The sequence below is a fragment of the Geodermatophilus sp. DF01-2 genome, assembly GCF_004571065.1.
In the GTDB taxonomy this organism is placed as follows: domain Bacteria; phylum Actinomycetota; class Actinomycetes; order Mycobacteriales; family Geodermatophilaceae; genus Geodermatophilus.
Window position 1 is genome coordinate 1 of sequence record NZ_SPQN01000049.1, and the last position, 24,738, is coordinate 24,738.

Annotated in this window: 23 protein-coding genes and 1 pseudogene; 8 read left to right on the forward strand and 16 right to left on the reverse strand. The window is 74.4% G+C overall.

Annotated elements, in window-relative coordinates; translation table 11 throughout:
- The 3 genes and pseudogenes from E4P41_RS22180 to E4P41_RS13545 all read left to right on the forward strand — a co-directional run.
- Positions 1-1,362, forward strand: a pseudogene (locus tag E4P41_RS22180) (hypothetical protein); the annotation flags it as partial.
- Positions 1,359-1,583 carry a hypothetical protein gene (locus E4P41_RS13540; RefSeq protein WP_135141773.1) on the forward strand — a complete coding sequence of 75 codons (225 nt, stop codon included), beginning with the start codon at positions 1,359-1,361 and terminating at the stop codon, positions 1,581-1,583. The pseudogene E4P41_RS22180 and the gene E4P41_RS13540, both read left to right, overlap by 4 nt.
- Before the next feature lie 104 nt (positions 1,584-1,687).
- On the forward strand, positions 1,688-2,581 hold the full coding sequence (locus E4P41_RS13545; protein WP_135141774.1) for a type IV toxin-antitoxin system AbiEi family antitoxin domain-containing protein: 894 nt from the start codon (positions 1,688-1,690) through the stop codon (positions 2,579-2,581).
- 150 nt (positions 2,582-2,731) lie between these two features.
- Here the strand turns inward: E4P41_RS13545 and E4P41_RS13550 are convergent, their stop codons facing one another.
- The 4 genes from E4P41_RS13550 to E4P41_RS13560 form a co-directional block, all read right to left on the reverse strand.
- Positions 2,732-4,027 (reverse strand): PhoH family protein, encoded by a 1,296-nt coding sequence (locus E4P41_RS13550; RefSeq protein ID WP_135141775.1) that lies wholly within the window; start codon positions 4,025-4,027, stop codon positions 2,732-2,734.
- Between the two features lie 232 nt (positions 4,028-4,259).
- Positions 4,260-4,430, reverse strand: coding sequence for a hypothetical protein (locus tag E4P41_RS22185; protein ID WP_167761079.1), 171 nt, complete (start codon positions 4,428-4,430; stop codon positions 4,260-4,262).
- A 3-nt stretch (positions 4,431-4,433) separates the two neighbouring features.
- The gene (locus E4P41_RS13555) at positions 4,434-5,648 is read right to left on the reverse strand and encodes a DUF885 domain-containing protein (RefSeq protein ID WP_135141776.1); all 1,215 of its coding nucleotides are present in this window, start codon (positions 5,646-5,648) and stop codon (positions 4,434-4,436) included.
- A gap of 13 nt (positions 5,649-5,661) precedes the next feature.
- Positions 5,662-6,441, reverse strand: coding sequence for an isoprenyl transferase (locus E4P41_RS13560; protein WP_135141777.1), 780 nt, complete (start codon positions 6,439-6,441; stop codon positions 5,662-5,664).
- Positions 6,442-6,716: 275 nt separating this feature from the next.
- Here E4P41_RS13560 and E4P41_RS13565 point away from each other — a divergent pair, with 275 nt between their 5' ends.
- Complete coding sequence (locus E4P41_RS13565; RefSeq protein ID WP_209307710.1) at positions 6,717-7,529, forward strand: hemolysin III family protein; 813 nt, start codon at positions 6,717-6,719, stop codon at positions 7,527-7,529.
- Between the two features lie 195 nt (positions 7,530-7,724).
- On the opposite strand, the gene E4P41_RS13570 is transcribed toward E4P41_RS13565, so the two are convergent.
- The 5 genes from E4P41_RS13570 to E4P41_RS13590 form a co-directional block, all read right to left on the reverse strand.
- Positions 7,725-8,978 carry a geranylgeranyl reductase family protein gene (locus E4P41_RS13570; protein ID WP_135141778.1) on the reverse strand — a complete coding sequence of 418 codons (1,254 nt, stop codon included), beginning with the start codon at positions 8,976-8,978 and terminating at the stop codon, positions 7,725-7,727.
- Positions 8,979-9,035: 57 nt separating this feature from the next.
- Complete coding sequence (locus E4P41_RS13575) at positions 9,036-9,641, reverse strand: hypothetical protein (RefSeq protein ID WP_135141779.1); 606 nt, start codon at positions 9,639-9,641, stop codon at positions 9,036-9,038.
- 56 nt (positions 9,642-9,697) lie between these two features.
- On the reverse strand, positions 9,698-11,710 hold the full coding sequence (locus E4P41_RS13580; RefSeq protein ID WP_135141780.1) for a thioredoxin domain-containing protein: 2,013 nt from the start codon (positions 11,708-11,710) through the stop codon (positions 9,698-9,700).
- A gap of 496 nt (positions 11,711-12,206) precedes the next feature.
- Positions 12,207-12,515: a PadR family transcriptional regulator gene (locus tag E4P41_RS13585; RefSeq protein WP_135141781.1), complete on the reverse strand. Its 309-nt coding sequence runs from the start codon at positions 12,513-12,515 to the stop codon at positions 12,207-12,209.
- Between the two features lie 116 nt (positions 12,516-12,631).
- Positions 12,632-13,888, reverse strand: a complete 1,257-nt coding sequence (locus E4P41_RS13590) for an APC family permease (protein WP_209307711.1) — start codon at positions 13,886-13,888, stop codon at positions 12,632-12,634.
- 581 nt (positions 13,889-14,469) lie between these two features.
- Here E4P41_RS13590 and E4P41_RS23290 point away from each other — a divergent pair.
- Positions 14,470-14,904 (forward strand): vitamin K epoxide reductase family protein, encoded by a 435-nt coding sequence (locus E4P41_RS23290; protein WP_245177332.1) that lies wholly within the window; start codon positions 14,470-14,472, stop codon positions 14,902-14,904.
- Positions 14,905-15,511: 607 nt separating this feature from the next.
- Here the strand turns inward: E4P41_RS23290 and E4P41_RS13605 are convergent.
- The 4 genes from E4P41_RS13605 to E4P41_RS13620 all read right to left on the reverse strand — a co-directional run bounded on the left by E4P41_RS13605 (position 15,512) and on the right by E4P41_RS13620 (position 19,467).
- Positions 15,512-16,510, reverse strand: a complete 999-nt coding sequence (locus E4P41_RS13605) for an SDR family oxidoreductase (RefSeq protein ID WP_135141784.1) — start codon at positions 16,508-16,510, stop codon at positions 15,512-15,514.
- A 68-nt stretch (positions 16,511-16,578) separates the two neighbouring features.
- Positions 16,579-18,399, reverse strand: a complete 1,821-nt coding sequence (locus E4P41_RS13610; protein ID WP_135141785.1) for a glycoside hydrolase family 15 protein — start codon at positions 18,397-18,399, stop codon at positions 16,579-16,581.
- 307 nt (positions 18,400-18,706) lie between these two features.
- Positions 18,707-18,895 carry a hypothetical protein gene (locus tag E4P41_RS13615; protein WP_135141786.1) on the reverse strand — a complete coding sequence of 63 codons (189 nt, stop codon included), beginning with the start codon at positions 18,893-18,895 and terminating at the stop codon, positions 18,707-18,709.
- A gap of 26 nt (positions 18,896-18,921) precedes the next feature.
- Complete coding sequence (locus tag E4P41_RS13620) at positions 18,922-19,467, reverse strand: phosphate-starvation-inducible PsiE family protein (RefSeq protein WP_135141787.1); 546 nt, start codon at positions 19,465-19,467, stop codon at positions 18,922-18,924.
- A 233-nt stretch (positions 19,468-19,700) separates the two neighbouring features.
- Between E4P41_RS13620 and E4P41_RS13625 the strand changes: the two genes are divergently transcribed.
- Positions 19,701-20,267 carry a hypothetical protein gene (locus tag E4P41_RS13625; protein WP_135141788.1) on the forward strand — a complete coding sequence of 189 codons (567 nt, stop codon included), beginning with the start codon at positions 19,701-19,703 and terminating at the stop codon, positions 20,265-20,267.
- Between the two features lie 27 nt (positions 20,268-20,294).
- On the opposite strand, the gene E4P41_RS13630 is transcribed toward E4P41_RS13625, so the two are convergent.
- A complete protein-coding gene (locus tag E4P41_RS13630; protein WP_135141789.1) occupies positions 20,295-20,621 on the reverse strand; it encodes a hypothetical protein in 327 nt (108 codons plus the stop codon).
- Positions 20,618-21,505, reverse strand: coding sequence for a mycothiol conjugate amidase Mca (gene mca, locus E4P41_RS13635; protein WP_135141790.1), 888 nt, complete (start codon positions 21,503-21,505; stop codon positions 20,618-20,620). The genes E4P41_RS13630 and mca overlap by 4 nt, the downstream gene beginning before the upstream one ends.
- 216 nt (positions 21,506-21,721) lie before the next feature.
- On the opposite strand from mca, the gene greA reads away from it, so the two are divergent.
- Positions 21,722-22,225 carry a transcription elongation factor GreA gene (greA, locus tag E4P41_RS13640; protein ID WP_135141791.1) on the forward strand — a complete coding sequence of 168 codons (504 nt, stop codon included), beginning with the start codon at positions 21,722-21,724 and terminating at the stop codon, positions 22,223-22,225.
- A gap of 8 nt (positions 22,226-22,233) precedes the next feature.
- A complete protein-coding gene (locus E4P41_RS13645) occupies positions 22,234-22,563 on the forward strand; it encodes an RNHCP domain-containing protein (RefSeq protein ID WP_135141792.1) in 330 nt (109 codons plus the stop codon).
- A gap of 93 nt (positions 22,564-22,656) precedes the next feature.
- On the opposite strand, the gene E4P41_RS13650 is transcribed toward E4P41_RS13645, so the two are convergent.
- Positions 22,657-24,717: a M3 family metallopeptidase gene (locus E4P41_RS13650; protein WP_135141793.1), complete on the reverse strand. Its 2,061-nt coding sequence runs from the start codon at positions 24,715-24,717 to the stop codon at positions 22,657-22,659.
- Positions 24,718-24,738: the final 21 nt, after the last annotated feature.

Here is a 24,738-nt window from a genome sequence, read left to right on the forward strand (position 1 = left end):
CGGCCGGCCGCCCGGACGGGGCCGGCCGCCCGGCCGGCCGCCGCCGTCGTCCCGCCGCCTGTGCCCGAGCCGGTGCCCGTGCCCGACTGGGTGCACGAGCCCGAGTTCAGCACCGGACCGATCACCTCCCGTGAGGAGGCGATCGCCGAGGTGCTGCGCGCGGCCCTGGCGCACGACACCTCCGATGCGGCGCTGACCCAGCTGCTGCGCGGCGTGCTGGCCGGTTCCTCGCAGGCCGAACACGGCGCGGCCGGCGAAGAGGAGTGGGGTGACGCCTTCGCGGAGGCACACACCGCCGAGATCCCCGTCTGGGTCGACGCGACCGCCGAGGCCGACGAGTGGGAGGCCGAGGTCCTGGCCCCGACCGCCAGCGACCCCGCTCCGCTGCCGGTCGACGCCACCACCGTCCTGCCGCCGCTGTCGCTGCTACCGCCGCCCGCACCGGGCACCGCACTCGCCGTCCCCCCGCTGCTGTCGCGCCCGCCGGTGCCGACGGCGACCGGCCGCCCGGGGCAGATGGTCGCCCACGTCTCCGGTCCCACCGCCGAGGCCCGGCTGGCCACCGTGACCCGGCTGCCCGTGGACAAGCGCGCCGCCGCCTGGCGCCGCTCCGCCCCGATGGTCGTCCCGTCGGTCCGCGGTCGGTCGACGCCCGGCGGGAACGGCGGTCCGCTGCCCGGCGCGGCGGAGGACGCCCTCGTCTGCGAGCTGCTCGAGCTCGGCGTGCCCGAGCGGCTGCTCGGCGACGACTTCGCCGTCGAGGTGTCCCGGCTGGGCACCTACGCCGCGCTGACCCGCGCGCTGGCCGCCGGCCTGCCGGCCGCCCCCGCGCTGCCCTCCGGCGCGGGTGAGGTGCTGCTCGTCGTCGGGCCCGGCGTCGAGGCCCTCGGTGCCGCGCGGTCGCTGGCCGCCTCGCTGCGGCTGGACGGCGAGCAGTTGCAGTGGGCCTCCCGTGGCGACCTGGCCAGCCTGGCTCCGCGGGGCAACCGGATCACCGGCATCGACACCGCCCTGGAGCGCAGGCAGGAGGCGGACCGGTCGAGCACGCTGACGATCGTCGCGGTCGACGTCCCGCTGCGCGCCGGTGGCGGGGCGTGGCTCGAGCAGATGCTCGCGGTCTTCACGCCGGCTGCCGTGTGGGCGGTCGTCGAGGCCACCCGCAAGCCCGAGGACGTCGGCCCGTGGCTGGACGCGCTGCCCCGCGTGGACGCGCTCATGGTCCAGGACACCGACCTGACCGCCGACCCGGCCGCGGTCCTCGCCCGTACCTCCACGCCCGTGGCCCTCCTGGACGGCGCACGGGCGACCGCCCACCGCTGGGCCTCGCTGCTCTGCGAGCGGCTGGAGAGCTCGGGGGCATGAGCCCGCTGCGCTGGGACGTGCTCGGAGTGTCGTTCGTCCTGGCCCTGCCGGTCATGGCCCTGGGCCTGCGCGGCGACCTCGGCACGGAGGACGTCGTCGCGCGGCTGCCGTGGTGCCTGGCGGCCGGCTGGGGTGCGGTGGCGCTGCTGCGCTGGGCCGCCACCCCGCGCCCGCCCGCCCGCCGACTCCCCGCCGAGGACGACCCCGCCCCGCCCACCTGACCCGCCGGGTTTGCGCCGCTGTCCACAGATCTGACGGGACCGTCATCGGCACCGCGCCGCACGACCACTCTCGGGTCCATGCGCACTCAGCCGTGGCCCGAGTTATGCTCCGCCGCTCCGACGCCCTCGCGGACGGCATGTCGGATGACGAGCTCTCGCGCATGGTGCGCCGGGGCGAGCTCGCCCGACTGCAGCGAGGGACCTACCTGCAGGACGCCGCAACTCTGTCGGGCACGGCTCGGCACTCGGCGATCGTGGCGGCGACGGTCGCCGGCCTGCGCGTGTCCGCCGTGGTGAGTCACGTCTCCGCGGCCGTCCTGCACGGACTCCCGCTCTGGAACGTTCGCCTCGACCGCGTACACGTGATCCGGCAGCCACCGGCGAACGGCAGCGGCACCCGGCGGGTACACCTGCACGTGGCCCGGTTGTCCGACGAGGAGGTCACCGTGGTGGCCGGAGTCGCGGTCACCGACCTCACCCGCACGACGGTGGACGTGGCGCGCAGTCTCCCGTTCGAACAGGCCGTCGTCATCGCGGATGCCGCCCTGGCCACTGAGAAGAGGACCCGGGAACAGCTGAGAGCGTGTCTGTCCGGCATGGGCGCCATCCCGGGTGCCCGTCGCGCTGCTCACGTCGTCTCTTTCGCGGACGGCCGCAGCGAGAGCGTCGGGGAGAGCCGCAGCCGGGTGCTGATGAGGCGGCTCGGCCTGCCGGCACCCGATCTCCAGGTGCGTCTGCGGCGCCCGGACGGCACCGAGATCGCACGCTGCGATTTCGGCTGGCGCGACCACCGCACCGTGGCCGAATTCGACGGGCGGGTCAAGTACGGTCGCCTGCTGCGTCCAGGGCAGGCGCCGGGAGACGCGGTCTTCGAGGAGAAGATCCGCGAGGACGCCCTCCGCGACGGCGGCTGGAAGGTCGCGCGCTGGACGTGGGGCGACCTCGACGGCCAACGGGTGGTGGGCGACCGGCTGAGACGGGCCTTCGCCCGGCCATGACCACAGTCTTGCGGTGTTCCCCTCGCTCTTGCGGCGGTGCAGGACCGCCGGAGCGGGAGGAACACCGCAAGAGCGGGACGGGCGCCGGCGCCCCCCTGCAACGTTCCGCCGCGAGCCTACGAGCGGCGGGACCCTGCAGGGGGTCCTTGGTCAGCGCGGGAGGTCCTCCAGCATCTCGGTGACCAGCGCGGCGATCGGCGAGCGCTCCGAGCGGGTCAGCGTCACGTGTGCGAACAGCGGGTGCCCCTTGAGCTGCTCCACCACCGCGGCGACGCCGTCGTGCCGGCCGACCCGCAGGTTGTCCCGCTGGGCGACGTCGTGGGTGAGCACCACCCGCGACCCCGAACCCAGCCGCGACAGCACGGTCAGCAGCACCCCGCGCTCGAGGGACTGCGCCTCGTCGACGATCACGAACGAGTCGTGCAGCGACCGCCCGCGGATGTGGGTCAGCGGCAGCACCTCGATGAGGTCGCGCGAGGCGATCTCGTCGAGCACGTCCTTCGAGACCAGCGCGCCCAGGGTGTCGTACACGGCCTGCGCCCAGGGCGACATCTTCTCGCCCTCGCTGCCGGGCAGGTAGCCGAGCTCCTGCCCTCCGACGGCGTACAGCGGCCGGAAGACGACGACCTTCGCGTGCGCCCGCCGCTCCATCACCGACTCCAGGCCCGCGCACAGCGCCAGCGCCGACTTGCCCGTCCCGGCCCGCCCACCCAGCGACACGATGCCGATATCCGGGTCCAGCAGCAGGTCCAGCGCGATCCGCTGCTCGGCGGACCGGCCGTGCAGCCCGAAGGCCTCGCGGTCGCCGCGCACCAGGCGCACGTGCTTGTCCGGCATCACCCGCCCCAGCGCCGAGCCGCGAGGTGAGAGCAGCACCAGCCCGGTGTGCGCCGGCAGCTCGGCCGCGGCCGGCGCGTACACCTCGCCGTCGTCGTAGAGGGCCGAGAGCTCGGCGTCGTCGAGGGAGAGCTCGGCCATCCCGGTCCAGCCGGCGTCGACGGCGTCCAGCGCCCGGTACTCGTCGGTGTCCAGGCCCACCGCCGCGGCCTTGACCCGCAGCGGCACGTCCTTGGTGACCAGGCAGACGTTGCGGCCCTCGGCGCGCAGGTTGAGCGCGACCACCATGATCCGGCTGTCGTTGCTGTCGTTGCGGAAACCGGCCGGCAGCACCGACGGATCGCTGTGGTTGAGCTCGACGTGCAGCGTGCCGCCGTCCTCCCCGACCGGCACCGGCGCGTCCAGCCGGCCGTGCTTCACCCGCAGGTCGTCGAGCAGCCGCAGCGCCTGGCGGGCGAACCAGCCCAGCTCCGGGTGGTTGCGCTTGTCCTCGAGCTCCCCGATCACGACGAGCGGGAGGACCACGTCGTGGGCGCCCATCCGCAGCAGGGCACCGGGGTCGGAGAGCAGGACGGAGGTGTCGAGGACGAACGTGCGACGAGTGTTCACGGATCGACTCCCGTGGGGCGCAGCACGCGCCCCGGCTCGAAGGTGGCCGGGCCCCGGCCGAGGAGCCGGGTGCCGGCCCCTCTGGTCGACGAGTTCGTCAGCACCCACCGGGCCTCCCGCGGACGGCGAGGTGAGCTCGCCCTCCACCGCGGACGGTAGGCGCAGCAGCTGACAGAACCGCGCCGAGGAGGGGGCGTGTCCCCCCATCGGGGCACCGGACGCACCAGCCGCCTCAGCGACGGGGCCGGACGGCGACCAGCACCCACACGAGCGGGACGAGCAGGACGGGCCACTGCAGCGTCAGGTCGCCCAGCCACCACAGCCCGCCCACGAGCAGCACGGCGAGCCACCCCGCCGTCCACAGGCCCAGGTCACGGGCCTCCTCCGGACTGCGTCGCGCCACGTCTCAGCCGGTCCGCAGCTCGCCGGCGACGGCGGCCGGGGTGAGCGGCTCGTCGAGCAGCCGGACGAAGCGGTCGACGACCGGCTGGTCGGCCGGCCGGGCGTCCAGCCAGCGCGAGAGCAGGTCGAAGCCCTCGACATAGGTGGTGATGTAGGTCCGCCACAGCGGGTGGGTGAGGAAGCGCAGCTGCTGGCGCGCCCGGTCGGCGCTGACCAGCGACCAGCGCTGGATGTAGGCGGCGACCTCGTCCGCGCCGTCACCGCGGTCGTGCAACAGGACGGCGGCGTCCTGGCGCACCCGGTTGAGCGGCGCAGCCGCCGCAGCGATGTGCTCGGCGAGATGCCCGTCGAAGTGCAGCCCGAGGTCGCCGAGCACCTCGGCGGCCCACGGCCCCCAGCCGGGGCCGATCGCGGCCTGCACGCCGAGGTCGGCCAGCCCCTCGGCCATGAGGCACTCGGGGGTGTTGACCAGGAAGACCGTGTGCTCGAGCCGCGAGTCCCGCTCCACCAGCCCGAGTTCCTTGCGGCAGTGCTCGGTGTGATGCCCGGGGTAGGCCTCGTGCGCCACCAGCTGCGGCAGCTGGCCCAGCCGGTGCGGCAGGTCGGCGTTGATCGCCACGCGGGAGCGGTAGTCGCCCTCGTAGTAGTTGAACCCCGACCACGGCTGGTCGGTGACCACCTCGTAGCGGACCGTCTCCACCTCGGGCAGCCCGTACGCGCTGCGCACCCGGTCGCGCAGCGCGCTGGAGAGCGCGTGCACCGCCTCGGCCAGCCGCTCCGGCGGGCACTCCTCGCGGCGCCGATGCGCGGCGTAGCGCTCGGCCAGCGGACCGCTGCCGGGCAGCAGCGCGTCGAGCTCGGCGTGGGCGGCCGCGTAGGCGGCGGGGTCGCCGAGGGTGAGGTCGACCTGGAAGTAGCTGCGCACCTCGTCGAGGAAGGCGACGGGCTCGCCGCTCATCTTCCGGGCGGTGCACTCCAGACCGGTGAGCTGACCGCGGAGGAACTCGGTGCGGTCGGCGGGCAGGCCGGCGGCCGGCAGCTCACCGAGCAGCGCGCGGGCCTGGTCGCGCAGCCCCTGGGGAGTGGGCGCCGGCTCGTCCTCCACCTGGGCCCGGATGCGCCGGTCGCCGGTGTAGGCGTCGACGAAGCCGGACTCCAGCCGGTCGAACCGCAGCCCCAGACGCACGTACTCCAGGGGGACGTCGAGTGATCGGGCCATGACGATGAGTTTCTCAGCCGCCGAAGCGCCGGTGCCGGGCGGCGTAGGCGCGCAGCGCACGGAGGAAGTCGACCCGGCGGAAGTCGGGCCAGTAGACGTCGGTGAAGTGGAACTCCGAGTGGGCGGTCTGCCAGAGCAGGAACCCCGACAGCCGCTGCTCCCCGCTGGTGCGGATCACCAGGTCGGGGTCGGGCTGGCCGCGGGTGTACAGGTGCTCGGCGATGTGCTCGACCTCGAGGACGCCGACGAGCTCGTCGAGCGTCGTCCCCCGGGCGGCGTGCTCGGTCAGGAGCGAGCGGACGGCGTCGGCGATCTCCCGCCGTCCGCCGTAGCCGACGGCGAGGTTGACCGTCGCGCCCGGCCGGTCCCGGGTGGTCTCCGCGGCCTGCTTGAGGACGGCGACGGTCTCGGCCGGCAGCAGCTCCAGGGCACCCACCGGGCGCAGCTGCCAGCGCCGGTCGGGGGCGGCGAGGTCCTCGGCGACGCCCTCGATGATCCGCAGCAGCGGGACCAGCTCGGGCTCGGGTCGGGACAGGTTGTCGGTGGAGAGCAGGAAGAGGGTGACCACCTCGACGCCGGCCTCGTCGCACCAGCCGAGGAACCCGGCGATCTTGTCGGCGCCGCGGCGGTGACCCGCATTCGGGTCCTCGAGGCCGATCGCCCGCGCCCACCGCCGGTTGCCGTCGACGATCACCCCGACGTGCCGCGGGATCGCGGCGCCCTCGAGCGCCCGCGCCAGCCGCCGCTCGTAGACGACGGTGAGGACGTCGCGGACCCACTGGCGCACCCCCACGGTGGGTAACCCTAGAAGGACTCCGTGCCCCCCACCGCTCGCGGGCTCGCGGCGAGCCTCTGGACGGGGCCGCCCTGCCCCCACCGAGAAGGACCCCGTCCTACCCACCCTTCGGAGAAGGACCCCGTCCTCCTCGCAGGCTCGCGGCGAGCCTCTGGACGAGGCCGCCCCGGAACGGGGCCGCGACGGGGCCCTGCAGGGGGCCATCCGGGCTGCCAGGGAGGTCACAGCCGGCTTCCGTCGCAGCGCTCCCTACGCCTGCGTAACCTCGGCGCATGAGTGCCCTTCCCGACGAGCGCGGCCCGGTGCGGGTCGAGGCCGACGGCGCCGAGATCGAGGCACCTCCGCAGCAGGCGGTGCACGCCGTCCTCGAGGAAGGCGAGCGGGTCGAGCAGACCTGGACACCCGAGGACTTCCGCGACAACGACTGGGACCACCCCGACACCCGGCCGCGGATGCGCGGCTGGCTGCACCTGTTCTCCTTCTTCGGCGCGATCGTCGCCGGCGCCGTGCTCATCCCGCTGGGGTCGGTGCTCGGCGCCCGCGCCGGCTTCTCGGTCGCCGTCTACTGCGCGACCATCTGCGGCCTGTTCGGCGTGAGTGCGCTCTACCACCGGCGCCGCTGGTCACCCCGCGGCTGGAAGCTCATGAAGCGGCTCGACCACTCGATGATCTTCCTGTTCATCGCCGGCACCTACACGCCGTTCTCGCTGCTGGCGGTCGACCAGCCGACCGGCTACTGGGTCCTCGCCGGTGTCTGGGCCGGCGCGCTCGCCGGCGTCTCGCTCAAGCTCACCTGGCCGACCGCCCCCCGCTGGGTCGGCGTGCCCCTCTACATCGGGCTGGGCTGGGTCGCCGTCTTCATCCTCACCGACATCCTGCAGATCGCCGGGGTGACCTCGCTGGTGCTGCTGGCCGTCGGCGGGGTGCTCTACACGCTCGGCGGGGTGGCCTACGCGGTCAAGCGGCCGAACCCGTGGCCCGGCGTCTTCGGTTACCACGAGGTCTTCCACGCGATGACCGTCGTGGCCGCGATCTGCCACTACATCGCCGTCTACTTCGCGATGTACTCGAGCCCTTTCGTCTGACCTCTGGTCAGACACCGCGGCCACGTGCCGTTCCCCGGTTGCGTTGAGCCCTCCCCGACCGACGTCGGGAGACCCTCCGGGCCTCCGCTCCGCGGCTGGCGCCGCGGTTCCCTCCTCGGCTCACGTCCCGTCCGCCTTCGGCGGGACCCTCCGGGGCCCCCGCTCAGGCGGACCCGGCTGGCGCCGCGTTCGTGGTCAGCTGAACGGGGGGCGCTCCTCGACACGGGTCGACAGCCGGCCGGCGGCGCGCCAGGCGCGGGCGACGACGTCGCGGTCCTCGTCGGTGACCAGGTTGCCCATCACCCGCAGCGCGACGGTCATCAGGGCCCGCGAGCGCATGCCGACGGGGCCGGCCGCGGGCAGGAGGCGCGGCACGGTGAGCAGCCCGGCCAGCCGGCGCGCGATGGAGAACGCCTCGCCGTAGTGCCGGCGCAGGGTGGCCGGCCAGGCGCGCGACCAGTCGTCCTCATCGAAGAGCGCCACCACGCTGCGGCCGGTCTCCAGGCCGTAGTCGATGCCCTCGCCGTTGAGGGGGTTGACGCACCCGGCGGCGTCCCCGACCAGGGCCCAGTTGCGCCCGGCCACGCCGGAGACCGCACCGCCCATCGGCAGCAGCGCCGACGCCGGCGCCTCCACCGGACCGTCGAGCCGCCAGTCCTCGCGGCGGGCGTCGACGTAGACCTCCAGCAGCGCCTTGAGCTGCACACCGGCCGGCCGGCGTGCGGTGGCCAGCGTGCCCACGCCGATGTTGACCTGGCCGGACGCCGCGCCGAGCGGGAACACCCAGCCGTAGCCGGACAGCAACTCTCCCTCGGTGCCGCGCAGCTCCAGGTGCGAGGAGATCCACTCGTCGTCGGCGCGCCCGGAGCGCACGTAGCCGCGGGCGGCCACGCCGTAGGCGGTGTCCCGGCGCCACTCGCGGCCGAGCACCCGGCCCAGCGGCGAGCGCACGCCGTCGGCGACGACCAGCCGCCGGCAGCCGACGCTGACTGTCTCCTCACCGGCGAGCTCGAAGACCACTCCGGTCACCCGGTCGCCGTCCCGCTCGACGTCGACGGCGCGCGCCCCCTCCAGCGGGACGGCGCCGTCGGTCAGTGCCACCTCGCGGATCCGGGCGTCGAGCTCGGTGCGCGGCACCGCGCTGCCGTGGTCGGGGAACGCGCCGCCGGGCCAGGGCAGCTCCCACTGCTGACCGAAGCCGGCCGCCCGCAGGCCGCGGTTGCGGGCCCGCGCGCGGGCCCAGTCGCCCAGGCCCAGGACGTCGAGCTCGGCGACGGCCCGTGGGGTCAGCCCGTCGCCGCAGGTCTTGTCGCGCGGGAAGACCGCGGCGTCGGCGAGCACCACGTCGCGCCCGGTCCGCGCAGCCCAGGCGGCGGCCGCCGCACCGGCCGGCCCGGCCCCGACCACGAGGACGTCGGTGTCGGCGGGGACGGCGGCGCTGGCTGGCACGCCGCCAGTGTCCCTGGTCGTGTCGGGTCGAGGAGTGGGGGCCGGAGGCCCCACTTCTCACATCGGCCCGCGGCCCCGGACCTCCTCGACCGACGCCATCGCCGCACGCAGTTCGCCGAGCCACTCCTCGGTGTGCTGCGCGACCAACCGGACCGCCCAGGCCAGCGCCTCCGAGCGGGAGCGGGCCACCCCGGCGTCGACGAGCGTGTCGAGCACCAACCGCTCGGGCTGGCGCAGCCGGGTCATCACCGGCACCGAGAGGTTGGTGAAGACCTCCCGGACGTCGCCGCAGACCGCGCCCCACGCCACCGAGCGGCCGTAGCGAGCCTGGGCGGCGTCGGCCACGGCCATGCGCCGTTCGCGCGTCTCCTCGCGGAAGCGGGCGATCCGGCCTGCCCGCGCCGCCGCGGCGTTCCCCTCCCCCGCCTCCGGCTCGGCCAGCGTGCCGACGACGGTGATCTCGTCGCGGTCGACGGTCAGCTCGACGGGGCCGGTGAACCAGTCGTCGGGCAGCCGCCCGGCGAACCAGCCGGCGACCTCGGCGCGCTCGACCGGGGGCGGCTGGTCCTGCCCACGGCCACGCCCGCGCGGGCCGGCGCGGAAGCCGCCGCGCGGCCCGAAACCGAAGGGCGTGTCGGAGAAACGGTGGTGGTGTCCGTGCACGACGGCCTCCCCAGTGAGGCGATTACCCGCTTGCACGGTAAGCCGTCGCGTCGCCGTCAGGAAGGGGCGAGCGCTCCGCCCAGAGCGGACACGTCCGTGACCGGCGCGGAGCAGACGAAGCCCCGGCAGACGTAGGCGGCCGGCCGTCCGCCCACCGGCGGCCGGTCGGCCAGCAGCGGGACGCCGGGCGCGTCCGGCTCGCCGACCACCACCACGGCACCCGGGCTGGTCGAGGCGCGGGCGGCGGCCGCGAGCTCGTCGCGCTCCGGTCCGGCCGGCCCGCTGACCGCGACCTCGAGCGGCCCGGCCAGCAGCGCCTCCCCCACCGCGAGCGCCCAGCCGACCGCCCGCGGTGCCTGCTCGGCCAGCTTCGCCAGCGAGCCGACGGCCGCCTCGCCCAGCTCCCGGTGCCGCGGCGACCCGGCCAGCGCGGCGTAGCCGACGGCGGCACCTGCCACGGCGGCGATCCCGGAGGGGGTCGGGCCGTCGGCGGGGTCGAAGGGACGGTGCACGAGCGCCTCGGCGTCGGCCGCGGTGTCGTGCCAAGCCGGCGGCCCGTCTCCCGCGTCGTCGAGGAACTGCTCGGCGACGACGTCCAGCAGGTCGCCGGCGAGCTCCAGCCAGCGGCCCTCACCGGTGGCCTGGTGCAGGGCGAGCAGCCCTTCGGCCAGGTCGCCGTAGTCCTCGAGCACCCCGGCCGGGGCGCCCGCGACGCCGTTCCGCGAGGCCCGCCGCAGCCGCCCGCCGACCCAGTGGACGTCGACGACCAGCTCCGCGGCCCGGCGGGCGACCGTCACCGACTCGGGCGACCCGGTCAGCACACCGTGGTCGGCGAGCGCGGCGATCGCCAGCCCGTTCCAGGCGGTGACCACCTTGTCGTCCCGCGCCGGCTGCGGACGGCGCGCGCGGGCCGCGCCCAGCCGTTCGCGCACCGACGCGAAACGGGCGGCGTCGTCCGGGTCGTGCAGCAGCTGCAGCGTCGAGGTGCCGTGCTCGAAGGTGCCGGACGGCGTCACCTCGAACAGCTCGGCGGCCCAGCGGCCGTCGTCCTCGCCGAGCACCTCGACCAGCTGGGCCGGCGTCCAGACGTAGGTGAGCCCCTCGACGCCCTCGGTGTCGGCGTCCAGCGCGGAGGCGAAGCCACCCTCGGGCGTGCCGAGGTCCCGGACGAGGAAGGCGGCGGTCTCGTCGGCGACCCGGCGGGCCCGATCCTCGCCGGTGACCCGCCACAGGTGCAGGTACACCCGCAGCAGCAGGGCGTTGTCGTAGAGCATCTTCTCGAAGTGCGGCACCACCCACTGCGCATCGACGGCGTAGCGGGCGAAGCCGCCGGCGAGCTGGTCGTGGATGCCGCCGCGGGCCATGGCCTCGAGCGTGCCGTGCGCCATCCTCAGCGCCGCGGCGTCCCCGCTGCGGGCGTGCTGCCGCAGCAGGAACTCCAGCAGCATGGACGGCGGGAACTTCGGGGCGCCCCCGAAGCCGCCGAAGCGCTCGTCGTAGCTGCCGGCCAGGGCGGCGACCGCGCGGTCGAGCACCTCGGCCGAGAGCGGCGTGGGGCTGCCGAGGTCCAGCCGGGACGAGATGCCCTGCGTGATGCGGGCACCGGCCGTCTCCAGCTCCTCGCGCCGCGTCCGCCAGGCGTCGGTGATCGCGGCGAGCAGCTGTCGGAAGGCGGGCATGCCGTGTGCCGGACGCGGCGGGAAGTAGGTGCCGCAGTAGAACGGTCTCCCGTCGGGAGTGGCGAAGACCGTCATGGGCCAGCCGCCGTGGCCGGTCAGGGCCTGGGTGGCGGTCATGTAGATGCTGTCGACGTCGGGCCGCTCCTCGCGGTCGACCTTGACGCAGACGAAGTCGGCGTTCATCTGCGCCGCCGTCGTCTCGTCCTCGAAGGACTCGTGGGCCATCACGTGGCACCAGTGGCAGGCGGCGTAGCCGACGCTCAGCAGGACCGGTACGTCCCGCCGGCGCGCCTCCTCGAACGCCTCCTCGCCCCACTCCCACCAGTCGACGGGGTTGTCGGCGTGCTGGAGCAGGTAGGGACTGGTCGCGGTGGCGAGACGGTTCGGCATGCACCTTCCCTTCCCTCACCGGTCCACGTCCGAACGAATGCTGGAACGACCGGCTCGAGCGGTACTCCCAGCGTTCGTGCCGGGTGTGACGCGGGATACCGGGCGGTGCCGCCGCGGGGATCGCCGCCCGATGCGAGGTCCGCACGTTCCGCGGCATGACCAACCGCAACCTGCGGCACCAGGCGTCCTGTGGCGGAAGGCCACGTTCACCAGGTCCGACGCCGCGGAGGCCACCGACTGGGACACGGTCGCCGACTGGTCCGGCCACGACGTCCGTACCCGGCTCGCCTACTACGTCGTCCCGTCCGAGGAGCGACCACGGGTCAGCACGGCGACGGCCGTCGCAGCACCGTCCACGACGGCGAACACCGATCCGGAGCACGAGCGTCGCCGCGGCCGCGGTCACCCCGGCCAGGCCGGTGACGCGGGGAGCGCGACGGCCCTGGGCGCGATCCGTCTGCCGGCCCCACCCGGCCGCGGTCGACCCGTTGTGCGGCTACTCCTGCTGCTGTGGCCCGAGCACCTCGCGGGCGAGCTCGGCGAGGGCGGCGCGGTCCTCGGCCAGGGCGGCACGGCCGGCGTCGGTGGCGCGGTACAGCCGCCGGGTGCGGCCTTCGACGACCAGCTGCCGGGAGGTGAGCAGCCCGTCGGCCTCCAGCCGGTGCAGGGTCGGGTAGAGCGTGCCGGGGCTGATGCGGTAGCCGTGGCGCGCCAGTTCCTCGGTCATCCAGGCGCCGTGGATCTCCTCCTCGGCGGCGTGGTGGAGGATGTGGACCCGGATGGCGCCCCGCTGGAACTCCCGCACGCCCGCCTCCTGTCCACGCGGTGAAGTGACGAAGCCGATGTCGGCTCTGCAAGCGTAGGACGGGGCGGTGACCACAGCGTTCCGCGTCGGCGCCGCTCCGCGGCGCCTCGGCTGGGTCACCGGGCGGTCAGCCGCAGCCGGGTGGCCCGGTAGGCGATCCCCATGGCAAACACGGCGACACCGCCGACCACCGCCTGCCACGGCAGGGTGGCGACCAGTACCAGGCAGCCGACCGCACCGAGGACGTGCAACGCTCGTGGGAAGCGGCGGTGCTCGCGCTCCTGGGTGAAGGCCGCGGCGTTGGCGACGAAGTAGTACAGCAGCACCCCGAACGAGGAGAAGCCGATCGCGCCGCGCAGGTCGACGGTGAGCACCAGCAGGCACACGAGCGCGGCCAGAGCGAGCCCGGCGCGGTGCGGCACGTGGAAGCGTGGGTGCACCGCGGCCAGGAACCGCGGCAGATCACCCTCCCGGCCCATCGCCAGACCGGTGCGTCCCACGCCGGCGATCAGGGCCAGCAGGGCCCCGAGCGACGCCACCGCGGCCCCGATACGCACCACCGCTGCGGCCCACGCCCAGCCGCTGGCGTCGACCGCGGCCGCCAGCGGCGCGGGTGTGCCGGCGACGCCGTCGGGGCCGAGGGCGGCCAGGACAGCGACGGCCACCACCGCGTAGACGGCGACCGCGATGCCCAGCGCCAGTGGGATGGCGCGCGGGATGGTCCGCTCGGGGTCCCGGACCTCCTCCCCCATCGTCGCGATCCGGGCGTAGCCGGCGAAGGCGAAGAACAGCAGCCCGGCCGACTGCAGCACGCCGTACACCCCGCCCTCGAGCAAGGTCCAGGTCGCCAGGCCGTTGAGGCCGGCCTGGCCGTCGAGCAGGCTGGCGGTGACCGCCACCGCCAGCGCGGCGAGCACGACGGTGACGATGATCCGGGTCAGGCCCGCCGTGCGGGTGACGCCCCGGTGGTTGACCGCGGTCAGGCCGAGCACCGCGACGACCGCCACCGGCCTCTGCCAGCCGGCCGGCGCTGAGTAGGCGGCGAAGGTGAGCGCCATCGCCGCGCAGCTGGCCGTCTTGCCGACCACGAAACCCCAGCCGGCGAGGAACCCCCACCAGTCCCCGAGCCGCTCCCGGCCGTAGACGTAGGTGCCGCCGGAGGTGGGGTACTGGGCGGCCAGTTGCGCCGACGCAGTGGCGTTGCAGTAGGCGACCACGGCGGCCAGGGCCAGGCCGACCAGCAGGCTGGCGCCGGCAGCCCGGGCGGCCGGGGAGAACGCGGCGAACACGCCGGCGCCGATCATCGACCCGAGGCCGATGACCACCGCGTCGGTGGTGCCCAGCCGGCGGGCCAGACCGGGTCCGGTGCTCACGACTGGCTCCTCGCGGTCGGTCGTCACAGGATCTCGGACCGCCACCGCGCTCCATGCGCCGACAACGGGTGCCGATGTCGGCTGACGATACCGGCGACGCGCCGTGATGCCGCGCCGCACACTCGAGGCGTCCGCGGGGCTCGACCGAACCCTCCGTGCCGGACAGCTGTGGTGGGCGGCGCTGGACGCCGGCTGGAGCAACACCGAGCTGACCGAGGTGTCGGTGCACATCGCGCTCGACCTGTTCACCGACCACTTCAACCACCACGTCGAGACCGACCCGGACCTCCCGCTGCACCCGCGATCTGGACCGAGCGTCCACGGCCGGCCACCGGAGATGCACCGTCCGGGAGTGGTCCGGCGGCCGGTCGGGCATGGCCACGAGCAGGATCCGACCAGAGGAGGACGTCGACGTGTGGAGAACAGCACCCCGGCCGCGCCCGGCTGGGCCGCCCGCCGCAGCGGTGCGACCGCGGTCCGGAGGGATCGGCCGGTCGACCTCGCCGGCGGCGGAACGGGTCAGCGACGACCTGCGCCGAGGCACCGGGGACTTCCTGGAGCAGCGCCGGTGGGTGGCGGGGTTGACCTCACTGGCCTCGGCCGCGCTGGGTGTCGTCGGGCTGTACCAGTTCGGGGTGATGCGCACGGTGCCCGAGCTGTCGTTGCCGTTCCTCGACGCCGACGCGGTGGACGCCTCGGGCGAGGCCTACCAGAAGCTGAAGACGCCCGATGCCGCCCTCGGGCTGCTGAGCGCCGGGGTGACCCTCGTCCTGGCCGGGATGGGCGACCGGGAGCGCGCGCGCACGCAGCCGTGGGTGCCGCTCGCGCTGGCCGCCAAGACCGCGGCGGACGCAGGTGGCGGCCTCTACCTGCTGGCCGAGCAGGTCACCAAGCACCGCAAGGTCTGCTCCTGGTGCACCGTTGCCGCACTGGCGCAGCTCGCCACCCTGCCGATCGCGCTGCCCGAGGCCCGGGCCGCCCTCCGCCGCCTGGGCGGCCGGTCGGCGAGGGCGTGACCTCGGCCTGACCGCCCAGGCCGACCGGCTGATCCGCTGGCTCGACGTCGTCGGCGTCGAGATGCAGCGCTGTAGGGATCGGCGTGCACTGGCCGCACGACGTCAGCCACGGCGCCGCCCGCAGCCTCATGCGGCAGATCAGCGCGCTCCGGGTCGAGGACACCCTGGCCGTCGCCGACCGGCTCCGGGCGGGACCAGGCCGGGTCCTCGACCCGCCGCCCGTCGACCTCCAGGGACGAGTAGCGGGCCTCACCCTTGAACGGGCCGGTGGCGCGCGTGTCGCTGGACCGCGGCACGCCCGGTGTCACATCGGCCTCCGGCAGCTACCAGCGGGGCATCAGCCCGGTCTCGTGCAGCAACACAGCACCGGCGGTGCCCACGACCGTCTCCCCCGGCCAGCACGCCGCGGATGCGCTCCCGCAGCGTGGAGCGCGTGCGCGGGAGCCCACCGACCACCGGTCGGCGTCCGGTCGCCCCATCGAGGGTCGGGCGAGCGGTCCGGTGCCGAGCGTCGGCGACATGACCCGGCCGGAGGTGCGGTCATCGACATCCGCCCGGCCGTGGCCATGCGGGACGGACCGACGACGGCCCGTCGAGCCGTACAGGCTCACCGCCGGAATGCCAGCGCCGCGGCTGCGCCGGCGAGGCCCAGGCCGGCGGCGAGCGACCGGCGGTGCAGGCTCAGCGGCAGCTGGATGCTCCTGGGGTGGGACCGGTCGTCGAACGGGCCGTGGGTGCCGTGGTCACCGGGCACCGGGGAGAACAGGTAGTTCGGCGCAGCCGGGTCGGCCGGCTCGTTGGTCTGCTGGGAGGAGTAGCCGGTGCGGCCCAGGTAGTGGTCCAGCAGCCCTCCGGCCAGGCGGCTGCCGAGGATGGTGCCGACCGTGGAGGCGCCCACCCAGATCTCCCGGCGCCGGTGCTCGCTGGCCCAGACGACGGCCCGTGCGGCGACCTCCGGCTGGTAGATCGGCGGCACCGGCTGGGCCCTGCGCGGCATCTTCGACAGGCCCAGCCGAAACTGCGGGGTGTTCATCGCCGGCATGTGCACCGACGTGATCTGCACCCGGCTGCCGTCGTGCAGCAGCTCGGCGCGCAGCGAGTCGTACAGCCCGTTGAGCGCGTGCTTGGCGGCGCAGTAGACCGACTGGAGCGGGATGCCGCGGAAGGCCAGCGAGGAGCCGACCTGGATGAGATGGCCGGCGTCGCGCTCGGTCATCCGTCGAAGGGCGGCGCGGGCACCGTTGACCGAGCCGAGGAAGGTCACCTCCACGCCCCGTCGGTACTCGTCGGGCGTGATCTCCAGGAATGAGGCGAACACCGCGGCCATCGCGTTGTTCACCCAGACGTCGATCGGGCCCAGCTCGCGCTCCACCCGCTCGGCGGCGGCCTCGACCTGGCTGTCGTCGGCGACGTCGACCTCCACGGCCAGGGGCTGCCCACCACGGGCACGGACCTCCTCCGCGGCCGCCTCCAGTCCGGTCCGGTTGCGGGCGAGTAGCGCCACGCGATCACCGCGCTCGGCGAATGCGTGGGCGATGGCTCGCCCGAGTCCGGCGCTGGCGCCGGTCACCACGACCACCTTCGGCTGACGTTCCCGTCGGATCATGCTGTCTCCTTCGTTCGGGGCTGGGGGAGCGGGGGCGGGCTGGCGATGGCCCCTGCCCCCGGAGGGGGTCACTGCACGTCGTGGAGGTCCTGCCCAGAGGCGCGCTCCGTCAGCCGCCAGGCGGCGTTGACCAGGCCGACGTGGGAGAAGGCCTGCGGGAAGTTGCCCAGCTGCTCTCCGCTGGCCGGGTCGGTCTCCTCGGCGAAGAGCCCCAGGTCGTTGCCGTAGTCGAGGAGGTGGGTGAACCAGTCGTCGGCCTCCTCGACCTTCCCGGCCAGCGCCAGGCACTCGACCAGCCAGAAGCTGCAGATCACGAACCCGGCGGTGTCCTCGGCCCAGCGGCGCACCAGCCGGCCGTCGGTCAGCCGGTCGCGGACCGCCTCGATCGTGGCCAGCATCCGGGGGTCGTCGGCCGGCAGGAACCCGACCAGCGGCATGAGCAGCACCGAGGCGTCCAGGTGGTCCGAGCCGAAGGCCCCGGCGTAGGCACCGGCTCGGTTGCTCCAGGCCTGCTCGAGCACGGCGTCGCGGATCTCTTCGCGGGCCCGCGCCCACTCCTCGGGCCGGGCGCCGTCCCCGAGGTCGTCGGCGAGCGCGATCGCGCGATCGAGCGCCACCCAGCACATGACCTTTCCGGATGTGTAGTGACGGGACTCGTCGCGGGCCTCCCACATCCCGGCGCCCGGGAGGCACCAGTCCCGCGCGGCCTGGTCGGCCAGGGTGAGGAGCAGGTCCCGCGTCGGCTCGTCGAAGGGCGCCAGCTGGTTCCGCAGCAGGTGGGCGGCGAAGAGGATCTCACCCGGCACGTCGAGCTGGCGCTGCTTCCAGGCGTCGTTCCCGACCCGTACCGGCCGGCTGCCGCGGTAGCCGGCGAGGTGGTCGAGGGTGCGCTCGGTGAGATCACGTTCCCCCTCGACCCCGTACATGATCTGCAGCGGCGCGTCGCCCACGTTCCCGACCGCCGCGGCCAGCCAGTCGAAGAACCGGTCGGCCTCGTGCGGGCAGGCGGCCACCCACAGGGCCTGCAGGGTGAGGCTGACGTCCCGGAGCCAGGCGAACCGGTAGTCCCAGTTGAGCTCTCCTCCGACCTGCTCCGGGAGGGAGGTAGTGGCGGCGGCCGCCACCGCGCCGGTCTTCTGGTAGGTCAGCCCCTGCAGGACCAGGGCGCTGCGGCGTACCGCCGCCAGGTGCCGACCCTGGTATCCCCGGTGGTCCGCGGCCCACGACTGCCATCCGGCGACCGTGTCCTGCAGTCCGTCCTCCGGCTCGATCACCAGGCCGTCGTCGTCCTCGTACGGGGGCGCGTACGCCAGGCAGAACCCGACCCGCTCCCCCGCTCGGACGGGAAAGGTGCCGCTGAGATCTCCCACCTCCGCGGTGAGCTCGACGTCGCTGATCAGCCGGAGGCCCACCGGTCCGACGTGCACCGACCAGGCCCCGGGATGGCGGCGCCAGCGCGGGATGGTGAGCCCGTACTCGAAGCGGGGGGCGACCGTCGTCCGCAGGTCGACGGTGCCCTCGAGCCCCTCGACGGCACGCAGCAGCACGTGGGGTGAGCGGAGGCCGATGTCGTGGCCCCGGGCTCCCGGTTGCAGGGCCAGTGCGTCGGTGACCGCAACGACCCCCGACTCGGTCCGGAACACCGTCCGCAGGACCAGTGAGTCCTCGATGTAGTCGCGTTCCGTGGAGTGCTCGCCGTCCGGGGCCAGCTGCCAGTACCCGGCGCCGGGGTCGAGCAGCCGGCCGAACACCGACGGCGAGTCGAAGCGGGGCAGGCACCACCAGTCGACCGATCCGCCCGTGCTGACCAACGCGGCGGACGAGCAGTCGGACAGGAAGCCGTAGTCACCGATGGCAGGCGCGCGCCCGTCCGGCACGTGGGCGGTCATGGAGCCCGTCCCTCCGTTCTGTCGATCACGGTGCGCCGACCTCGGGGCCGACCCTGCCTCGTCGACGAAGGCCACGGGACGGCGCGCTGCGGGGAGCGAGGAACAGTACGACCGGCGCCGGCGCCTCCGCGATCGGCCTGGCTCACGGCCGCTGGGCCTTCCCGTGGATGGCCGTCGCCCCGCGACCGGCGACGTCCGCCTGCACACCGAGGGCCGGCGGCAGCAACGCCAGCCGCGTTGGCTTCCCCACCTCGTCCACCAGCCCGGCGATCCGCTCGGGGCGGGAGAGGTCGCAGCTGCACTCGCGTCAGGTGGCCGCGCACGCCGTCCCGGGACAGGGCGGCGTGCGCCTTGCCGGCCGCACGTCGCACAGGCCAGGAGCGCCCTGCCCAGCGAGGCCCTCGAGCATCTCCAGTTCCACGGTGTCGACGATCGTGTGGTCGAGCTGCTCCACCTCGCCGACCAGCTCGTCCAGGTCCCGGCTGAGCGCCTGCACCGACGTCCCGGCCGCCGACTCCCGCGTCAGCCGGCTGGTCGCGCATGCTCCTCCGGTGCGGGCTCGACGGCGGCCCCCTCGCCCTCGTCGGGTTCCCGCTCCTTGCGGCGCAACAGCCACGAGGTGACGCCGAGCAGCAGGACGAGCACGCCGAGGACGGCGATCTCGGTGATCCGGTCGGTGAACTCCGCGCCCTCGCCGACGACGCCCGCGGCCTCCACCGAGAGCACGACGATCTCCTTGATCGAGGCGATCACACCGATGATGAGGAACGGCTCGGCCACCAGCTCCCGCTTCTCCACCGTCGTCCGGACGGCGAAGAGCAGCTCGACCACGATGAACACCAGCAGGAGGACGTCGAGCAGCTCGAGCATCGGCTGCTCGGAGAGGTCGGAGAACACCGTCCACGTCGTGCGCGCAGCCAGGGTGAGCAGCAGGAGTGCCGCCACCACGAGCAGCAGTGCGATGCCTGCGTAGATGATGTTCTCGGCGAACTCGAGGGCACGGGTGCCCGCCCGACCGAAGCCGGGTGGGGGGATGCGCCGCTCGGGGTCGTGCCGTCGCTGGGCCATCCCGGCATCCTCGCCCGTCCGGCGGCGTGGGGCGACCCACGGTGACGGCCGCCTCACCCGGCCAGGCTTATGGCACGAGCTGCCCCGAGCGTCGGGGAGGCGCGCCGGTTCACCTTGGCAGTTCCTGCCGTCCTAGCGGCGCAGACTTCGTGGGGTCGACATGTCGACGGCCATGGCGCCCCCGGGCGTGTCGGGCGGATCCTGCCGCCGGCACCGACCCGAGGAGGCCCGCCATGAACCGACTCCGGTTCCTCGTCCTCGCTGTCTCCGCCCTCGCCGCGCTGGGGGTGGTCGCGCCCGCTCAGGCGGGTGCGAGTCCCTACTGCGGCATCACCTGGGGCTCGCTGCCCAAGAGCGCCTCCGACCTCGGCGACCGCGAGATGGTCAACGACGTCCGCGCGGGTCGGCACGCGTGCTTCGACCGGCTCGTCGTCGACGTGGGCGGGCAGGACACCACCTTCCGGTCGTACTCGGTGCGGTACGTGCCGGTCGTACGGCAGGACGGCTCCGGCCACGCGGTGCCGGTCCGCGGCGCCGCCGACCTGGAGATCGTGCTGCGTGCACCCGCGTACGACGATCGGGGGGAGCCGACGTACCTGCCGGCCGACCCGCGGGAGGCCGTGGACGTCGCCGGGTTCCGCACCTTCCGCCAGGTGGCCTACGCCGGTTCCTTCGAGGGCTACACCACGCTGGCCCTGGGCGTGCGCGCCCGGCTGCCGTTCCGCGTCTTCACGCTCCCCGGGACGCCGTCGTCGGACGACACCCCGCGCCTGGTGATCGACGTGGCGCACCGCTGGTAGTCCCACCCACCGGCGACGGCCGGCCGGTCAGTCCTCCGGGGCGCCCGGCCGGCCGTCGTCGCGTCGCGGTCCCTCGATCGCCCGGGGCGCGCGCCGCAGCGTGTCGAGCAGGTCCTGCCCGGGCTCGGGCCGGCGGTCGACCAGCTCTGCGGGGGTGTCGGGGACGACGACCCGCGGCCCGGCGTCCTCGGGGTCGAAGCTGCGCGGCACCCGCTTGAGGTGCCGCGACATCGACCGCACCAGGAGCAGGACGGCGATGAACAACAGCACGGTGAGCAGCAGGCCGATCGGGCCGGACTTGCCGACGTCCTCGGGCAGCTGCTGGTCGGCGGCGAGCAGCACGAGGGCGGTCATCGGACACCCACCTCGCTGCGCACCCCGGCGAACAGGTCGTCCTCGGGCACCGGGGAGTCGACGACCGAACGGGCCAGCTCGTAGTCCTCGGTCGGCCAGACCCGCTGCTGGACCTCCAGCGGGCAGGCGAACCACCGGCCGAGGGGGTCGATCTGGGTGGCGTGCGCGATGAGCGCGGCGTCCCGGGCGGCGAAGTACTCGGCGCAGGGGACCCTCGTGGTGACCCGGTGGGACATGTCCCGCTCCGGGTCCCAGTTCTCCAGCCACTCGGCGTAGGGCGACTCCGCACCCGAGGCGAGGATCGCCTCGTGCAGCGCCCGCGTGCGGGGCAGCGTGAAGCTCATGTGGTAGTAGAGCTTGAGCGGCTGCCACGGCTCCCCCAGCTCGGGGTAGCGGTCGGGGTCGCCGGCGGCGTCGAAGGCGTGCACCGAGACCTCGTGGGTCTTGATGTGGTCCGGGTGCGGGTAGCCACCGCGCTCGTCGTAGGTGGTGATGACGTGCGGCCGGAACCGTCGGATCAGCGCCACCAGCGGCGCCGCGGCCTCCTCGGTCGGCACGAGCGCGAAGCAGCCCTCCGGCAGCGGCGGCAGCGGGTCGCCCTCCGGCAGGCCGGAGTCCACGAAACCGAGGAACTCCTGCTCGACGCCGAGGATCTCCCGGGCGCGGGCCATCTCCTCCCGGCGGATCTCGGGCAGCCGCTCCCAGACGTCGGGCCGGTCCAGCGCCGGGTTGAGCACCGAGCCGCGCTCCCCCCCGGTGCAGGTCGCCACCATGACGCGGGTGCCTTCCGCGACGTACTTGGCCATGGTCGCCGCACCCTTGCTCGACTCGTCGTCGGGGTGGGCGTGCACGGCGAGCAGGCGCAACGGGTCTGCTTCGGTCACCCGGACATCATCCCCCGACCGCGGGCGGTGCCGCCGCCGCCGGGGCCCTCGATCGGGTGTTCGTGGCGCTCGTCACGCTGCGATCCGTTAGCGTTCCGCATCCCGGAAGCCGGGTACGGACGGAACACCGCCCGGACCGACGGTGTTACGTTGGCCGTTCTGAACGCGGCCGCTTCCCGGACGGGGAGCGGCCACCGACATTTCAGGAGCACTGCCGTGTCCACCCCCACTGACGAGCAGGACCAGGGCGTCTGGCTGACCCAGGAGGCCCACGACCGGCTGAAGGCCGAGCTCGACCAGCTGGTGGCGGGCCGTCCGGCCATGGCCGCCGAGATCAACGCCCGCCGCGAGGAGGGTGACCTCCGCGAGAACGGCGGCTACCACGCCGCCAAGGACGAGCAGGGCAAGCAGGAGGCCCGCATCCGCCAGCTGGAGGACCTGCTGCGCAAGGCCCGGGTCGGCAACGCCCCGACGACGGCGACCCACGCCGCCACCGGCACCGTCATCACGATCCGCTTCCAGGGCGACGACGAGACCGAGAAGTTCCTCCTCGGCTCGCGCGAGATCGTGGGGACGACTGGCCTGCAGGTCTACTCCCCGGAGTCGGCGATGGGCTCGGCCATCCTCGGCGCCGCGCCCGGGGCCACCGTCACCTACCAGGCCCCGAACGGCCGCGACATCACCGTCGACGTCGTCGCGGTCGAGCCGTTCGTCCCCTGACCGGCGCGATGGCCCGGACCGCGCGCTCCCGGCGGGCGGAGAACACCGGCTTCGTGTGCGTGCACTGCGCCGCGGCGGTGCCGGCCAACACCGACGGGCACTACCGCAACCACTGCCCGGTGTGCCTGTGGTCACTGCACGTCGACGACCTGCCGGGTGACCGGGCGAGCGAGTGCCGGGCGCCGATGCAGCCGGTCGGCCTGGTGGAGAAGTCGGGCAAGGGCTGGCAGGTGGTCCACCGCTGCACGGCGTGCGGCCACCGCCAGCCCAACCGGCTGGTCCGCGAGGGCGACGGCCCCGACGACCTGGACGTCGTCCTGCGGCTCCCGTGGTTGTGACGTCCCCCCTGCGCCCGCGCTCTTGCGGTGTTGCGCCCGCTCTGGCGGTGATGCCGCACCGCAAGAGCGCAGGAACGACCGCAAGAGCGGGCGTCAGGAGACGGGGAGCAGGCCGCGGCGGCGCAGCAGGGGCATCGGGTCGGCGTCCCGGCCGCGGACCGCGCGGAATGCCGCCAGCGGATCCACCGACCCTCCGACGGCGAGCAGCCGCCGGCGGAAGACGTCGCCGTTCTCCCGCCGCAGGCCACCGTTCTCCTTGAACCACTCGACGGTGTCGGCGTCGAGCACCTCGGACCAGATGTAGGAGTAGTAGCCGGCCGCGTAGCCACCGGCGAAGACGTGCTGGAAGTAGGTCGTCCGGTAGCGCGGGGGCACCAGGTCGTAGGCGACGCCGGCCGCCTCGAGCGCGGCTCGCTCGAACGCGGCCGGGTCGCCGACCTCGGTCTCGGGCGTGATCCGGTGCCAGGCCTGGTCGAGCAGCGTGGCGGCCAGGTACTCCAGCGTCGCGAAGCCCTCCCCCCACAACCGGGCGGCCTCGATGGCCTCGACGACGGCGGCCGGGAGCGGCTCGTCGGTGTCGACGTGCCGCGCGTAGCCGGCCAGGACCTCGGGCCACAGCGCCCACATCTCGTTGACCTGGCTCGGGTACTCGACGAAGTCGCGGGGCACGCTGGTACCGGCGAAGCGCGGGTAGGTGACGGCGGAGCTGAGCCCGTGGAGCGTGTGCCCGAACTCGTGGAACAGCGTGTCGACCTCGTCGAGGGTGAGCAGCGTGGGCCGGCCGTCGGCCCCGCGGGTGACGTTGAGGTTGTTGACCACCACCGGCCGGGTGTCCAGCAATCGCGACTGGGTGACGAACGAGCTCATCCACGCCCCGCCGCGCTTGCCCTCACGGGCGTAGAAGTCGCCGAGGTAGAGCCCGACCGTCTCGCCGGAGGCGTCGGTGACCTCCCACACCCGGACGTCGGGGTGGTAGCCGGCGAGGTCCGGGCGCGGGGTGAAGCGGAAGCCGTAGAGCCGCTCCGCAGCGGCGAAGACGCCGTCGACGAGGACCCGGTCCAGCTCGAACCACGACCGCAGCGCCGTGGTGTCGACCGAGTAGCGCTCGGCACGCACCCGTGCGCTGTAGAAGGCCCAGTCCCAGGGCGCCAGCGCAGGAATCCCGTCGCGGGCGGCGACCTCGGCCAGCGCGGCGGCCTCGGCCTGCGCGTTGGCCAGTGACGGGCCGACCATGCGGGCGAGCATCGCGTCGACCGCCTCGGTGCTGCCGGCGGTCTGGTCGGCGAGCACCAGGTCGGCGTGGGTGGCGAAGCCCAGCAGCCGGGCCCGTTCGGCGCGCAGCCGGGCGATCCGCACGGCGACCGGGCCGTTGTCGTGCTCGCCGTCCGACGCCCGCTCCACCGAGGCGGTGAACACCCGGCGGCGCAGCTCCCGGTTGCGCAGCTTGGCCAGGACCGGCTGCCCGGTGGGCAGGAGCAGCGGGATGAGGAAGCCGGCCACGCCGCGGTCCTCGGCCGCCCGGGCCGCGGCGGCGACCTCCTCCGAGCTCAGCCCGTCGAGCTCGGCGGCGTCGGTGGCCACCACGGCGGCGGCCTCGGTGGCCAGCTGCAGGTTCTGCCCGAACGTCGTCGACAGCTCCGAGAGCTCCCGGTTCAGCTCGGACAACCGGGCGCGACCGGCCTCGTCGAGCCGGGCGCCGGCGAGCACGAAGTCCAGGTGGTAGCGCTCCACCAGCCGGACGGCCTCGCCGTCCAGTCCCGCGTCGTGACGCCCCTCGTGGATGGCGTCGATGCGCGCGAACAGCCCCGGGTCGAGCCGCAGCGCGTCCGCGTGCGCCGATTCGAGCGGCGCCAGCTCGCGCTCGATCTCGCGCAGCCGGTCGGTGGCGACCGACGAGGCGAGGTTGTGGAAGACCGCTCCGGCCCGGCGGTACAGGCGCCCGGACCGCTCCAGCGCGACGACGGTGTTCTCGAAGGTCGGCGGCTCGAGCGAGCCCACGATGGCGGCGACCTCGGCCCGCTGCTCGGCCATGCCGGCCAGCACCGCCTCGCGGCAGTGCTCGAGGGTGGTGTCCGCGAAGGGCGGCAGCTGCAGCGGCAAGCGGGACGGCTCGAGCAGCGGGTTGTCGGCGGACGGGGCGGCAGAGGTAAGCACGGGCACACTGTGACACTGCGG